The 14,131-nt window shown below is 72.3% G+C and carries 15 protein-coding genes; 8 read left to right on the top strand and 7 right to left on the bottom strand.

The features are described 5' to 3' along the window. Positions 1–17: 17 nt before the first annotated feature. Complete coding sequence (locus KIH74_RS13010; RefSeq protein WP_246572324.1) at positions 18–881, bottom strand: helix-turn-helix domain-containing protein; 864 nt, start codon at positions 879–881, stop codon at positions 18–20. Positions 882–1,011: 130 nt separating this feature from the next. Here KIH74_RS13010 and KIH74_RS13005 point away from each other — a divergent pair, with 130 nt between their 5' ends. Then, the gene (locus KIH74_RS13005) at positions 1,012–1,845 is read left to right on the top strand and encodes an aldo/keto reductase (protein ID WP_214156151.1); all 834 of its coding nucleotides are present in this window, start codon (positions 1,012–1,014) and stop codon (positions 1,843–1,845) included. Positions 1,846–1,854: 9 nt separating this feature from the next. On the opposite strand, the gene KIH74_RS13000 is transcribed toward KIH74_RS13005, so the two are convergent. Beyond that, positions 1,855–2,811 carry a helix-turn-helix transcriptional regulator gene (locus KIH74_RS13000; protein WP_214156150.1) on the bottom strand — a complete coding sequence of 319 codons (957 nt, stop codon included), beginning with the start codon at positions 2,809–2,811 and terminating at the stop codon, positions 1,855–1,857. A gap of 99 nt (positions 2,812–2,910) precedes the next feature. Here KIH74_RS13000 and KIH74_RS12995 point away from each other — a divergent pair, with 99 nt between their 5' ends. Then, complete coding sequence (locus tag KIH74_RS12995; protein WP_214156149.1) at positions 2,911–3,888, top strand: SDR family NAD(P)-dependent oxidoreductase; 978 nt, start codon at positions 2,911–2,913, stop codon at positions 3,886–3,888. Positions 3,889–3,900: 12 nt separating this feature from the next. On the opposite strand, the gene KIH74_RS12990 is transcribed toward KIH74_RS12995, so the two are convergent. Further along, positions 3,901–4,053 (bottom strand): hypothetical protein, encoded by a 153-nt coding sequence (locus KIH74_RS12990; protein WP_214156148.1) that lies wholly within the window; start codon positions 4,051–4,053, stop codon positions 3,901–3,903. Between the two features lie 218 nt (positions 4,054–4,271). On the opposite strand from KIH74_RS12990, the gene KIH74_RS12985 reads away from it, so the two are divergent. Then, positions 4,272–4,961, top strand: coding sequence for a PfkB family carbohydrate kinase (locus tag KIH74_RS12985; protein ID WP_214156147.1), 690 nt, complete (start codon positions 4,272–4,274; stop codon positions 4,959–4,961). On the opposite strand, the gene helR is transcribed toward KIH74_RS12985, so the two are convergent. Then, positions 4,931–7,159, bottom strand: coding sequence for an RNA polymerase recycling motor ATPase HelR (helR, locus tag KIH74_RS12980; protein WP_214156146.1), 2,229 nt, complete (start codon positions 7,157–7,159; stop codon positions 4,931–4,933). The two genes, KIH74_RS12985 and helR, sit on opposite strands and share 31 nt — an antisense overlap. Positions 7,160–7,273: 114 nt before the next feature. Further along, entirely contained in the window at positions 7,274–8,164 is an 891-nt protein-coding gene (locus KIH74_RS12975; RefSeq protein WP_281417855.1) for an oxidoreductase, read from the bottom strand. Positions 8,165–8,288: 124 nt separating this feature from the next. Between KIH74_RS12975 and KIH74_RS12970 the strand changes: the two genes are divergently transcribed. Further along, positions 8,289–8,690 carry a winged helix-turn-helix transcriptional regulator gene (locus KIH74_RS12970; protein WP_214156145.1) on the top strand — a complete coding sequence of 134 codons (402 nt, stop codon included), beginning with the start codon at positions 8,289–8,291 and terminating at the stop codon, positions 8,688–8,690. A gap of 195 nt (positions 8,691–8,885) precedes the next feature. Here KIH74_RS12970 and KIH74_RS12965 read toward each other — a convergent pair whose 3' ends face one another. After that, positions 8,886–9,839, bottom strand: a complete 954-nt coding sequence (locus KIH74_RS12965) for a helix-turn-helix domain-containing protein (protein WP_214156144.1) — start codon at positions 9,837–9,839, stop codon at positions 8,886–8,888. Between the two features lie 340 nt (positions 9,840–10,179). On the opposite strand from KIH74_RS12965, the gene KIH74_RS12960 reads away from it, so the two are divergent. Then, positions 10,180–10,518: a hypothetical protein gene (locus KIH74_RS12960; RefSeq protein ID WP_214156143.1), complete on the top strand. Its 339-nt coding sequence runs from the start codon at positions 10,180–10,182 to the stop codon at positions 10,516–10,518. 98 nt (positions 10,519–10,616) lie between these two features. On the opposite strand, the gene KIH74_RS12955 is transcribed toward KIH74_RS12960, so the two are convergent. Further along, complete coding sequence (locus KIH74_RS12955) at positions 10,617–11,198, bottom strand: TetR/AcrR family transcriptional regulator (protein WP_214156142.1); 582 nt, start codon at positions 11,196–11,198, stop codon at positions 10,617–10,619. A 93-nt stretch (positions 11,199–11,291) separates the two neighbouring features. Between KIH74_RS12955 and KIH74_RS12950 the strand changes: the two genes are divergently transcribed. From KIH74_RS12950 to KIH74_RS12940, 3 genes are all read left to right on the top strand, one after another. Beyond that, on the top strand, positions 11,292–12,188 hold the full coding sequence (locus KIH74_RS12950) for an alpha/beta hydrolase family protein (protein ID WP_214156141.1): 897 nt from the start codon (positions 11,292–11,294) through the stop codon (positions 12,186–12,188). 107 nt (positions 12,189–12,295) lie between these two features. After that, entirely contained in the window at positions 12,296–12,955 is a 660-nt protein-coding gene (locus KIH74_RS12945) for a GntR family transcriptional regulator (protein WP_214156140.1), read from the top strand. Positions 12,956–13,392: 437 nt separating this feature from the next. Further along, positions 13,393–14,115: an SGNH/GDSL hydrolase family protein gene (locus KIH74_RS12940; RefSeq protein WP_214156139.1), complete on the top strand. Its 723-nt coding sequence runs from the start codon at positions 13,393–13,395 to the stop codon at positions 14,113–14,115. Positions 14,116–14,131 lie beyond the last annotated feature (16 nt).

Raw genomic sequence — 14,131 nt, 5'->3', positions numbered from 1 at the left:
GGGGCACCCGCGCGAATCTACCGCCCGGCGTGCACCAGCTGGGCCAGCAAGGCCAGCGCCCGCGCCGACCCCGACCCCCGCGCCGCCGTGCAGGTCACCAGGATCTGCTCCGGCGCCTGCACCGCCCGCAACGACTGCTGGGTCACCGTCAGCGAGCCCACCAGCGGATGCCGCAGCTCGTAGTCGGCCGTCGGGCAGGGCTTCACCCGGTGATCGCCCCACAGCCGGCTGAACTCCGGGCTGCTCATCGACAGCTGCCCGATCAGCTCCGCCAGCAACGGGTCGTCCGGATGCTGCCCGGCCGTCAGCCGCAGATTCCCCACCACCGCCTGCGCTTTCGCCGCCCAGTCGGCGTACAGCTCGCGGTTGTGCGGATCCAGGAAGTGCATCCGCAGCAGGTTGGGCCGCGCCCGCGGGTCGTCCGGCGTGCCGCGCTCCACGTGCCCCGCCAGCAGGGCATGACCCAGGGCGTTCCAGGCGAGGACGTCGTTGCGCCGGCCCAGCACCACGGCGGGCACGTCGCCCAGGTCTTCCACCAGGGCGGCCAGCGCCGGGTCGGCGTGCTCCACCGGCGGGCGCCGCGGCCGCACCCGGCGCCGCGAGCCCTCGGCCAGCGCCCCCAGGTGCTGACGCTCGGCGCCGGTCAGGTTCAGCGCGCCCGCGATCGCGTCCAGCACCTCGACCGAGGCGTTACGCGACTGCCCCTGTTCCAGCCGCGTGTAGTACGACGCGCTGACCCCGGCGAGCAGGGCCAGCTCCTCCCGCCGCAGGCCGGACACCCGGCGGCGCTCGCCGTAGGTGGGCAGCCCGGCGGCTTCGGGGGTCAGGCGCGCACGCCAGGCGGTCAGGGCCTCACCGAGCGGCCCGGCGGTGCTGGTCATGCCCCCAGTCTCGGGCATCCGGCGCCGGCCTGCCTGCCCCTGCCAGGGATACCCCGGCCACGGTCTGGCTGATCACGCCGGGCGGGGCGCAGGCTCCTCGTCGTCCCCGATTGGAGAGAAGGAACGCGACATGATCACGATGAGCATCGGCGGCGACCTGACGGTGAACCGCATCGGGTACGGGACGATGCAGATCGTCGGCCCGGGCTACGTGGGCCCGCCCCGCGACCACGCCACGGCCGTGCGGGTGCTGCGCCGGGCGGTGGATCTCGGGGTGAACCTGATCGACACCGCCGACGCCTACGGTCCTTTCGTGGCCGAGGACCTGATCGCCGAGGCGCTGCACCCCTACCCGGACGACCTGGTGATCGCGACCAAGGGCGGTGTGGTGCGCACCGGCCCGGACGTGTGGATCCCGCTGGGACGCCCGGAGTACCTGCGCCAGGCGCTCGAGAGTTCCCTGCGCAGGCTGCGTCTGGAGACGATCGACCTGTACCAGCTGCACCGCGTCGACCCGCACGTTCCGCTGGAGGAGAGCCTCGGCGAGCTGGAGAAGCTGCGGCAGGAGGGCAAGATCCGGCACATCGGGCTGTCCGAGGTGAGCGTGGCCGAGCTGGAGCGGGCCCGGGCGACGGCGCCGGTCGTCTCGGTGCAGAACCTGTACAACCTGGCCACCCGGGACGCCGAGGACGTGCTGCGGTACGCCGAGGCGAACGGGCTGGCGTTCATCCCGTGGTTTCCCATGGCCACCGGTGAACTGGCCCGCCCGGGCGGGGTTCTCGATGCCGCCGCCCGCGAGCACGGGGTGAGCCCGGCCCAGCTGGCGCTGGCCTGGCTGCTGCACCGGGCGCCGAATGTGCTGCCGATCCCGGGCACCTCGGACCCGGCCCACCTGGAGGAGAACGTGGCGGCGGCCGGGATCGCCCTGACCGCGGAGCAGGCCGAGGAGCTGACGGCGCTGTGACGGGGGTGTTCAGCCCGGCGTCGGAGTCCGAGGTGTGCCGCCGGGTGCTGGGGGAGCGGCGGTTCGGCTTCTGCCCGCAGGTTCTGGACGACATGCGCGCCGGGCAGGAGGGCTCGCCAGCCTCCTGAGCGCGGCGTCCGAGGCGGTCCCGGGCTCGGCGCTGTACATCAGCAGCGTCAGCCCGGGATCGAGCGGGGCGCTCTCGAACGGCAGGTCCAGGTCGCCGGCCACGGGGTGACGCACCCGGTGCAGGCCGGCCCGGGGCACCCGCACCTCGTGCCGGGCCCACAGGTCCCGGAAGACCTCGCTGCGCGAGCACAGGTCGTCGACCAGGCCGGTGAGCACGTGGTCGCAGGGGTTGCGCCCGGCCTGGGCGCGCAGATGATTGACGACGCCGGTGGCCACCGCCGGCCAGTCCCGCCAGAACGTGCGGGCGCCGGGATCGGAAAAGGTGCTCAGGGCAATGCTTTCCGGCCATCCGACCGGCTTCTCGGGTGGTCCGGTGAGCGGCCCGTACAGGGCCCGGCCCAGGTCGTTGGCGCCGGCGATCTCCAGGCGCCCGTTCAGCACGAGGGCGGGCGTGGCGGTCATCGAGTCGAGGATGCGCCGTACGGCGGGCCGGACGGTGGACGGCGAGGGGAGCAGCCGGCACGGGTGCACCCCGCTGCCGGAACGCAGCAGGTCGGTGAGGTGGGCCCGCTCGTCGTCGCCGAAGCGCAGGGCCCGGCCGACGCCCTCCAGCACCCCGTCCGAGGCGCCGGTGGCCTGGCCGCGTTCCAGCCGCACGTAGTACTCGACGCTGATCCCGGCCAGGGCCGCGACCTCCTCGCGGCGCAGGCCCTTCACCCGCCGGTTGCGGCCCGGTGCCAGCCCGGCCTGGGCGGGGTGCAGGCCGGCGCGCCGGGTGGTCAGGAACTCGCCGATCTGCCGGCGCACGTGCGCCCGGGCCTGAGTGCTGTCTCCCACCCCGGCACGATAGGCGCCCCGCCGAGGCTGGGACAGACACCCGCGGTACCCCCTTCGCAGGATCTGTCGCCCGGCCCACGGGCCGGATTGGCTGAGGGGGTGAACACGACACCACAGACACCGCAGAAGAAGATCGGCTCCGGTTTCGGGGCGACCACGAGTACCGGCGACGTGCTGGCCGGCATCGACCTGACCGGGCGGCTGGCGATCGTCACCGGCGGCTACTCCGGGGTGGGGCTGGCGACGACGCTGGCCCTGGCCGGGGCGGGGGCCCGGGTGGTGGTGCCGGCCCGCCGTCCGGAGACGGCAGGTAAGGAACTGGAGGGGGTGGACGGCGTCGAGGTGGTGCCGATGGACCTCGCCGACCTGGAGAGCGTGAGGGCGTTCGCGGAGCGGTTCGAGGGGCGGAGCGTGGACCTGCTGGTCGCCTCGGCGGGGATCATGGCCCCGCCGCTGGAGCGGGTCGGGCCGGGCTGGGAGTCACAGTTCGCCGTCAATCATCTGGGGCACTTCGCCCTGGTCAACCGGCTGTGGCCGGCGCTGCGGGCGGACGGCGGGGCCCGGGTGGTCACGGTCTCCTCGCGCGGCCACAGGGCCGGCGGAATCCGCTGGCACGACTGGAACTTCGAGCACGACGCCTACGACAAGTGGACGGCGTACGGGCAGTCGAAGTCGGCGGTGAGCCTGTTCGCCGTCCATCTGGACGCCCTCGGCCGGGAGGCGAACGTGCGGGCGTTCGCGGTGCACCCCGGCGTGGTCGACACGCATCTGCAACGGCATCTGCCGGTCAGCGAGCAGATCGCGATGGGCTGGCTCACCGCCGAGGGCACACCGCCCCCGGGGCACGCCTTCAAGACGCCCTCGCAGGGCGCGGCGACGTCGGTGTGGGCCGCCACGTCGCCGCAACTGCACGGGCTGGGCGGGGTGTACCTGGAGGACTGCGAGGTCAGTGAGGTGACGACGGAGTTCGACTACACCCGGCCCGGCGTCATGCCGCACGCGATCGACCCGGGCGAGGCGGCCCGGCTGTGGACGCTGTCGGCCGAACTGACCGGGGTGTCCGGCCCGACCGCATGAAGGCATGAGGCGTCAGATGTTCATGACGCCGAACTGGTCGAGGGCCACCGCGGCGACGGCGAGCACGGCGATCAGCAGGATCAGCCCGGAGACCAGGATCTTGCGCACGACGACGGCGACGACCAGCAGTGCCACCGCCAGGGCGATGATGATTCCGGCGTCCACGTGTCCTCTGCTTCTGTGCTGCGAATCCGGGCGGACGCGCCAAAGTAGGCCATGCGCGCCCGATTCGGTACGGCCGAACGGGTGACGCCGCACGCGGGCCCGGCTTGCGGCGGGCCCGCGGGCGCTGGGCCGGGAGCATGACAGCCCGGGCCCGTGCCCCGGCGGCCCCCTACGATCGGACCCTGATCCCCGTCGGGAGGCCTGGTCGCATGAGCCGGATGAACCATGTCGTGATCGTCGGCATGCGTGCCGATCAGGCCGTCGCCGCCGCGGCGTTCCTGGACGGCCCGGGCGTGGCCACCGTCGACGGGTCGGGGCACCCGGTCTGCCCGGCCGACGTCAGCGCCGACACGGTGGCCAACGCCGACGCGCTGCTGGTGAACCTGGACGTGCCGGCCGACGTGGTGCGCACCGCGCTGTACCACGCCCGGGGCAAGGTGATGCTCGACCCGACCCCGTCGTACGGCGACCACCCGGACCAGATCGCCGCCTGGGTGGACGTTCTCGCGCCGTTCGTGCACGTGCTGGTGCCCGACCCGCCGACCGTCGGGGTGCTCTCCCGCACCGCCCCGGGCACCACGGTGGACGAATTGTTCTCGCAGGCGCGGGATCTGGCCGAGCGGCTGCGGGTGAGCGTGATCGTGCCGATGGGTGCCTCGGGGGCCCTGATGGCGGCGCAGGGCGCCCGGCCCCGGCTGGTGCCGGCGCCGCCGGTGCGCGTCGTCGACACCGCCGGTGCCGACGACTGCTTCCGCGGGGTGCTGGCGGTGCTGCTGGCCGAGAAGGTCCCGCTGCCCGAGGCCGTGGACACCGCGGTGCGGGCGGCGGCCTGGTCGGCCACCGCCCCGGGCCCGCGCGGCGCGCTGCCCACCCGCGATCAGGTCTCGTCGCTGAGCACGACCAGCTGACGGGTGGCCCGCGTCATCGCGACGTAACGGTCCACCGCGCCGAGCTTCTCCGGGTCGACCAGCACCACCAGGTCGAACTCCAGCCCCTTGGCCAGCTCGGGGGTCAGCGAGCGCACCCGCGGCCGCGGCCGGAACCGGAAATCGCCGATCACACAGGCCGTTCCGTCCTGGTTCTGCTCCAGCCACGCGTCCAGCACGTCGGTCAGGTCGCCGGGCGAACCATGGACGACGGGAAGACCGCTCCGGCGGATCGACGTGGGCACGTTCGCATCCGGAAGAACGGCGCGGATCACCGGCTCGGCCTCCGTCATCACCTCCTCCGGCGTGCGGTAGTTGACGCTCAGCGACGCCAGCTCGATCCGGTCCAGCCCGGCGCGTTCCAGCCGCTCCCTCCAGGTGCCGGTGAAGCCGTGGCTGGCCTGGGCCCGGTCACCGACCACGGTGAAACTGCGGGAGGGGTTGCGCAGCAACAGCATCTGCCACTGCGCGTCGGTGAGTTCCTGGGCCTCGTCCACCACGACGTGCGCGAACGGCCCGGCCAGCCGGTCGGGTGTGCTGGTGGGCCGGCCGGCCTCGTCGATCAGGGCGTCCTTCAGGTCCTGCCCGGTCAGCATCGTCACGGCGCCCTCGAAATCGTCGTCCGCCTGGACGATCTCGGCGGCCACGTCGGCCCGGCGGCCGGCCTCGGCGGCGATCGCGGCCTGCTGCCGCTCGCGGCGCCGGGCCCAGGCCGGATCGCCCAGCCGGTGCCGGGCGGCGTCCAGGAACGGCAGGTCGGACTCCGTCCACCCGCGCGGGCGGGGACGCTGGAGCAGCCGCACCTGGTCACGGTCCAGGTGCGGCGCGCAGCGGCGCAGGTAGGCCGGCACGCTCCACAGGTCCGCCACCAGGTCGCCCGGCTCCAGGTAGGGCCAGGCCCGGTTGAGCGCGCCGGCCAGTTCCTCGTTCTGCCGCAGGGCCCGGCGCAGCAGTTCCGGGGACGGCGGCGCGGAGACCTCACCGGTTGTCGCGTCGTCCCCGGTTCCGTCGTCCTGGGGGTACTGGGCGGCGACGATCGAGGTCAGCTCGTCGAGGATGATCGCGGGCGCCTCGTTGTGCGGGGTGCCGGGCGGCGGCGCGGCGAAGGCGGCGGCCCACTCACCCGGGCCGATCCAGGCGTCGCCCCACGGGGTGGACACCTCCAGGCCCTCGGCCGGCGGGTCCTCGTAGAACCGCACGGCGGCGTCGATCACGCCGGTCACGTGCGCCGACGACTTCAGCCGGGCCACCTCCGGGTCGGTCTCCGGCCGCGCCGACGCCCCCTCGGGGGTCAGGTCGCGCAGCGTGCAGGTCTGCACGCCCTCCTCGCCCAGACTGGGCAGCACGTCGGACACGTAGTCCAGATAGGGCTGGTGCGGGCCGACGAACAGGATGCCGCCGCGCCGGTGCCCCAGCCGGGGGTCGGAGTACAGCAGATAGGCCGAACGGTGCAGCGCGACCACGGTTTTGCCGGTGCCCGGCCCGCCGTCGACCACCAGGGTGCCGCGCGATCCGGCCCGGATGATCGCGTCCTGGTCGGCCTGGATGGTGGCGAGCACGTCGCGCATGCGTGGCGAGCGGTTCTCGCCCAGGCCGGCGATGAACGCGGACTGGTCGTCGAGGGCGGCGTGACCCGCCTTCGCCCGCTCCAGACCCTCGGCGGTGAACACCTCGTCCCAGTAGTCACTGATCCGCCCGCGGGTCCAGCGGTAGCGGCGGCGGCTGGCCAGACCCATCGGATTGCCGTGCGTGGCACCGAAGAACGGCTCGGCGACCGGCGAGCGCCAGTCGTGCAGCAGGCGCCGGCCGTCCCGGTCGGTCAGGCCCAGACGCCCGACGTACACCGGTTCGCCGGGTTGCTCGCCCGCTCGCTCACCTGCCGGCAGGCCGTTGCCGTCCGGCACCATCCGGCCCAGGCACAGGTCCAGGCCGAAGCGGCGCAGCGTGCGCAGGCGGGCGGTGAGCCGGTGGATCTCGGTGTCGCGTTCCAGCGCCCGCGGCCCGCCGCCGCCCGGGGCCCGGCGCTGCTCGTCCAGGCGGGCGGACAGGTCGCCGATCGACTGCTCCAGGGTTTGCTCGATCGCCGCGAAATGCCTTTCGTCGGAACCGATCAGGGCCGGGTCGGCCTTGGCGCGCAGATCGCCGGGCAGGGCGAACGCGCTGCGGGTGGGGGTGTTCATGGGAGGGGACTCCGATCCTCGACCGCCCGATTGTGGGGCCTGCCCGGGGCCTTGCCGCAAGGCCCCCCACCCGCTATAACGTAGGTAGTGGCGGGGGATGCGACCCCGCCTTTCTCATGCCCCGACCGGGTTTCCTGTGCCGATCGAGTCCAGTTCGGCCAGGTCCGCCTCCGACAGCTCGAGGCCCGCACCGGCCACGTTCTCGCGCAGGTGCTCCGTGGACGACGTTCCGGGGATCAGCAGGATGTTCGGCGAGCGGTGCAGCAGCCAGGCCAGCGCCACCGCCATCGGGGTCGAGCCCCGGCGGGCGGCGACCGCCGACAGCGTCCCGGACTGGAGCGGGGTGAAACCGCCGAGCGGGAAGAACGGCACGTAGGCGATGCCGTCGGCGGCCAGGGCGTCGATCAGGGCGTCGTCCTCGCGGTGGGCCAGGTTGTACATGTTCTGCACGCACACCACCGGCGCGATGCCGCGCGCCTGCTCGACCTGCCCGGCGGTGACGTTGCTGACGCCGAGATGCCGGATCAGGCCCTCGTCGCGCAGCTGCGCGAGCGTGCCGAACGCCTCGGTGACCGATCCGGGAAGCCGGCCCTGGGCGTTCCCCATGCGGAGATTCACCAGGTCGAGCCGCTCCACCCCGAGGCTGCGCAGGTTCTCGTGCACCTGCCGGCGCAGGTCCTGCGGGCCCCGGGCCACCGGCCAGCCGCCCTGCCCGTCCCGGTCGGCCCCGACCTTGGTCGCCACGAACAACGCGTCCGGGTAGGGGTGCAGCGCCTCGCGGATCAGCTCGTTGGTGACGGCCGGCCCGTACGCCTGACTGGTGTCGAGGTGGGTGATGCCCAGCCCGGCCGCCGCACGCAGCACCGCCAGCGCGCCGTCCCGGTCGGCGGGCGGGCCCATCACCCACGGCCCGGCCAGCTGCATGGCCCCGTAGCCGAAGCGGCTGACCGTGGTGTCACCCAGCGTCCAGGTGCCGCCGGGCAGGGAGGGGGAGATCGCGTTCATCGGTGGAGCCTCTCGTCGTGGACCGGGATGGCGCCGGGCGCCTGCCTGCATGAGTATTGGAGAGCAGCTCCCCAGCGGGAAGTAGGCACTTCAGAGTGCGTAAGGCACCACGAGAGGCGGCACCATGAGCACCAAGGCCCAGTACGACGCGTTCCTGGCGGTCTGCCCCAGCCGCCAGCTGCTGGCCCGGATCTCGGACAAGTGGGTCGTGCTCATCCTCTGCGCGCTGGGCGGCGACGCCCAGGACGGCACCGGCGTGCCCACCCCGATGCGCTACTCCGGCCTGTCCCGGCTCCTGGCCGGCGTGAGCCAGAAGATGCTCACCCAGACGCTGCGCTCGCTGGAGCGCGACGGCCTGCTCACCCGCAGCGTCACCCCGACCGTCCCGGTCACCGTCACCTACGAGCTCACCGCCCTCGGGCGCTCGCTGCACCAGATGACCCGTGGCCTGCGCTCCTGGGCGCAGCAGAACATGGACGAGGTGTTCACCCACCGCGAGGAGTACGACACGCGGGTCTCCTCCTGAGCCGGAACGAAGCCGGAACGATGCCGTCGACGTCCTCCCCGCCACGCTGGATGGCCGCCGCCGCGCTCGTGAACACCGTCGGGGCGGGGCTGTTCATCAGGGTGATGCCCACGCGCGACGACCTCGGGCTCGACTTCACCTCCGCAGTGCGGGTGCCTCCGGGCCGAGGCGACATGAGGTGATGTGCGCGGCGGGTCAGTCGCTCTGGCTGGGGGTCACCGGTACGGACTCCAGGAACCGTTCGAAAACCTCGCCGCACTGCCATAACTGGTCAAAGTGTGTGCGAAGCATCCCGTTGAAGAGGGGGCCCTGCACGCGACCGCCGGACAGTCCCTGCCGGGTGCCGTCGGACACCGCGACGTACGACGTGCGGTCGTCGACGAGACACATGTTCAGACCGTCGCCGCGGCTCATCCAGGGGATGACCTTGACCTCGTAGTTTCTCAGGTCGGCCGTCTCCTGCGCGTGGGCGCGCATCCAGGCGAGGATGCGTGGGTCGTGTCGGTCGCCGGTCATCGGGATGCCGATGATGCGGCGGAGGTCGTGCGCGCCATCGTCCCGCGCCCATTGCAGCAGCCCGGCGAAGTAGGCGCTGGAGGCCTCGCTGGTGACGTAGTCCGGCGAATGCTGGCGGATGTAGGTCACTCTGACGCTCTCCGCGGTCGCGGCGTCGGCCAGCGCCGCACGGTAGAACTCCGAGTTGTTGCGGTAACGGGTGACGACGCTCGTCTCCTCGTTCGGTCCGAGGAGCAAGTCGGTGGACGACGGGAGAGCCGTCGCCCCGATCGGTCCCGGCCCGGGCTCGGGCATCCGGCGGATGCTGCGCTGACGGGCCCGGTTCGACTCGTCGCGGCGGCGCAGCAGTTCCCGGTTGGCCGCTGTCCAGGCGATGCCCGCGGCCCTCGCCTCCTCGTGGCTCGCCCCGCAGGCGAGGGCGACGGTCTGAGCCAGGTCGCGGGACGGGGGAAGCCGGTCGCCCTCGATCCATGCCCGGGCGGTGTTGCGGGCCACACCGCTGTGCTCGCCGATCTCTTCCAGCGTGCGCTGCGACCCGGATTCGGCCAGCCGGTGCCGGAATTCGCGAAGCCGCGCGGCGAACCGGTCGACTACTTCTTCTTTCGTCAGCTCAGCGAGCTTCTCATCGGGCACGGTGGCGGTCCCCTCGGCCGACGGCGGCGCAGGAACTTCTCACCACCGGTTGATGCCACTCAGGTCTGGGGTCGTCCGTCATTGTCCGTCCATGTCCGTACGGCCTTCCGGACATGATGACAGGATTCTGGCGGTAATTCAGTGACTTGGTGAACCCGTCGGTGACGGTCTGCCCGCCGTGACTTGTCGTACCCGGACGGAGCACCATCAAGAAAAGTCGATCAGGGGAGGTGACTGGAATGTGACGCATTCATGAGGCGCCGGAGCAGGACAAAACCCTAGAGGCCGCTGCCATCCCCTACCAAGAGCGGGCAGCGGCCCCCGACCACAGGAGGAACCCATGTTCGTGCAACTCACGATACGCCTTCGATTCCGCCGCCGGAGCCTGATTCCGGTGGCCGTCGGGGCGTTGCTCGCTCTGGCTCATGCCCGGCGGGTGGAGGTCCCGGAGGAGGTCGTGGCCTGTCTGGTCACGACGATCGGGATGCTGATGGAACAGCTGGCGGGCGGGAACGCGCGGGACGAGCCGGTCGTCACGGCGGCGTCGCACCGGGGTGCGACGATCACGCCCGGCCCGCAGGCCTTGGTGATACCCGGCTGGGCGGGGCAACTGGTGCCCGTGGCCGGCGCCGGCGGCCCCTCGCAGCCGGCGGACCCGGGAGCCGGTGCCGGGGTCTGAGCGGACCGGTTCCGCGGAAGGATCTCGGCGCCGATCGGGACACTCACCCCGATCGGTGCCGAGATCCTTCTGGATTCTCCCGGGCATCGGGCACCGGGCTACCGGCGGGGCTCCACCCGTAGCCCCGCCACCAGCAGCCCGACCAGGTGCCGGGCGTCGTAGCGCCGGTTCGTGCCCGCCCCGGCGCACAGGCTGCCGATGCCCCGCATCAGCTCGTAGGCGTCCTGGCCGGGGGCGATCTCGCCGGCCTCGGCCGCGGCGTCGAGCAGCTCGCGGCACACCGGTTCCAGTCGCTCCACGAAGTAGGTGTGCAGCGGGTCGTAGCAGGGGTCGGCGGACTGGAGCACCGCCGGCAGGCCCTGCTTCGTGATCACGAAATCCACGAACTCGCCGAGCCATTCGGCCAGCGCCGCGTGCGGGCCGGTGTTCGTCGTCCTCAATTGCGGGCCGGACAGCGCCAGCGCCTCCACCTGGTGCCGGTAGACCGCGACGATCAGGTCGGCCCGGGTGGGGAAGTGCCGGTAGATGGTGGCCGTGCCCACGCCCGCCCGGGCCGCGATCTCGCGGATCGGCGCCTCGACGCCCGAGCTCACGAAGACGCCGGCCGCCGCCGCGAGCAGGGCCTCCTGATTACGGCGCGCGTCGGCCCGGCGGGGGCGCGCGGTCTGGTCCGGGCTCACCGGGACAGCCTACTTGTCAACCGGGACGCTGTCCCATATCTTCGAAACGGGACGACGTCCCGTTTTCATACTCGTTGCCGGAGAGGCCTTGTCATGCCCGAGAGCATCCCTGTCGTTTCGGTCGAGCCCCTGGTGGTCCCCGCGCCCGGCCGCGGCACCGACCTCCAGGTGCGGGTGTCCGCGCCGGTGCACGGCGGCGGGCTGCCCGTGGTGCTGTTCGCTCACGGCTACGGCTCCTCGCACCACGCCTACCACCCGCTGACCGACTACTGGGCGGCCCACGGATTCGCCGTCGTGCAGCCCACTTTCCTCGATTCCCGCACCGTCGGCCTGGAACCCGGCGACCCGCGCGTGCCCGGCATCTGGCGCTCGCGGGTCGACGACCTGCGGCGTGTGCTCGACGATCTCGGCCGCCTCGAGGCCGCCGTCCCCGGCCTGCGCGGGCGTCTGGATCCCGGCCGGATCGCGGTGGCCGGGCACTCCTTCGGCGGGCAGAGTGCCGGAAGCCTGCTCGGGCTGCGGGTTCCCGACCGCCGAACCGGGGACGCCGAGGACCTGTCCGACCCGCGCGTGAGGGCCGGCGTGCTCCTGGCCACCGCCGGCAGCGGCGCGGACCTCACCCCGGAGTCGGCTGAGCGGTTCCCGTTCATCAACCCGGATTTCACCGGGATGCGGGCCCCCGCACTGATCGTCGCCGGCGACCGCGACGACTCCCCGCTGAGCCTGCGCGGCCCGGACTGGATGACCGACGCCTACCGTCTCAGCCCCGGCCCGAAGAGCCTGCTGACGCTGTTCGGCGCGGAGCACTCGCTGGGCGGCATCCCCGGGTACGAGGCCGCCGAGACCACCGACGAGAACCCGGCCGTGCTCGGCCTGCTGCGCCGCACCACCCTGGCCTACCTGCGGTGGGCGCTCGGGGTGGACGCCGCGGCCTGGCCGCTCACGCTGACCGGAGCGGAGTCCGGAGTCGGGCACATCGAGTCGACATGAACCGCTGAACGGCCCTTCCACACGCGCCCGAGAATGCTGACGATATTGTTGACATTGTCTGACGGTGTGCGAAAACAGGGGTAGGAGCATGCGGCGAGGTGGCCGGGTTGGCTGAGGGTCTGCAAGAGGGGGCGGTCGGCACCCAGCTCGCGATCGGCGCCCTGCGGGAGGCGCTGGGCCGGGGCGACCTGTCACCCGGGCAGCGGCTGATCGAGGCCGAGCTGGCCGAAGCCTACGGAGTGACCCGCGCCAGCGTGCGGGCGGCCCTCATCGACCTGACCGCCGAGGGCCTGGTCGAGCGCATCCCGAACCGCGGCGCCCGGGTGCGGATCATCTCGGTCGCCGAGGCGATCGCGATCACCGAGTGCCGGATGGTGCTCGAAGGCCTGTGCGCCGCCCGCGCCGCCCAGCTGGCCACGGAACAGGACGACACCGAGCTGCTCGGCATCGGCGCCCGCATGCGCGCCGCCGTGGAGAACGGCGAGCCGGCCGTCTACTCGGCCTGCAACCGTGAGATGCACCGGCGGGTGCGGCAGATCGCCGACCAGCCGGTCGCCGACCGGCTGCTGGACCGCCTCAACGCGCAGTTGGTGCGCCACCAGTTCCGGCTGGCGATGCGGGCGGGGCGGCCGCAGGTGTCGCTGGGCGAGCACCTGGCCGTCATCGACGCGATCGTGGCCCGTGACCCGGCGGCCGCCGAGGCGGCGGCGCGGGCGCATCTGGCGAGTGTGATCACGGCACTGGAGAAGGACGCCCCGGGTCCGTGATCACTGCGGGCTCGGGCCGGTAGGCCGTCTGTCCTGGCAGTGCAGAGCGTGTGGCTCCCGGCGAGATGCGGAAGTTCTCAAGGGATGCTATGACCCGCTGATATCGAATGCCAGCTCTTCATGGACCTTTTGACAGATCGTGGCGGTAGTGTCCGCAGTCGTCTCGTCTTTCGTCGTCGGTGATTGCGTGAGGAGCGGTCTGAGTGCGGACCTGTGACGACCGCGCGGATCGCGAAATAGCCTGTGGCCTGGAAGATTCGGGGTGGGGGTCGGGGCGTGCCCAGATTCCGGCGACCGTCTCGGGGGCCGGCACTGAACCTGGTGCTGCCCCCGTCCGTGAATCAGGCTGGCGCACATCGGCCCCGCCGGTGGCGCTGCTGGCTACTGACAGGTGCCAGAAATGAGCCATACGGATCCGACCTCGCCAGGAGGCAATCATGTTTCGTCCCTCTACCAGTAGGTGTCTGGCCGTCGTGGGGATCACGGCGCTGGGGATTCTCGGGCTCTCGCCGAACGCTCAGGCCGACGAGGTGGCGGCCCAGGAACCGGTGAAGATCATGCCGCTCGGGGCCTCGATGACCTACGGAACCGGGTCCACCACCGGCAACGGCTACCGGGCCGAGCTGCGGGACGAGCTCACCGAGGCCGGGGTGGCGGTCGACTTTGTCGGCTCCCTGAGTTCGGGAACCATGAGCGACCCCGAGAACGAGGGGCATGGGGGCTACCGCATCGACCAGGTCGCCGCCGGCGCTCAGAACTGGCTGGCCACGTACCAGCCGGACGTCGTTCTGCTGGCCGCCGGAACGAACGATACCCTGCAGAACTACGACCTGCCGAACGCCCCGGCGCGCCTGGGGGCACTGATCGACGAAATCCTCGATGCCCGGCCCGGAGTGACGCTGATGGTGGGAACCCTTCAGCCCTCGCGGGACGCCACCGACGACGCCCAGGTGGACGAGTTCAACGCCGGGGCCAGGACGGTGGTGGCGGACAAGGTCGCCGCCGGCGCCACGAACGTGCACCTGGTTGACCTGAACGCGGTTCTGACCACCGACGACATCCTCAGCGACAAGATCCATCCCAACGACGGCGGCTACACCAAGATCGCCCAGGCCTGGTTCGACGCCCTGGAACCGATTCTGGCCGGCACCGGCCACTGACCCCTCCGGCTCCTGC

Origin of the sequence: Kineosporia corallincola (assembly GCF_018499875.1) — a bacterium.
In the GTDB taxonomy this organism is placed as follows: domain Bacteria; phylum Actinomycetota; class Actinomycetes; order Actinomycetales; family Kineosporiaceae; genus Kineosporia; species Kineosporia corallincola.
Note: the sequence above shows the minus strand (reverse complement) of the source record. Positions and strands in the feature narration are given on the sequence as shown.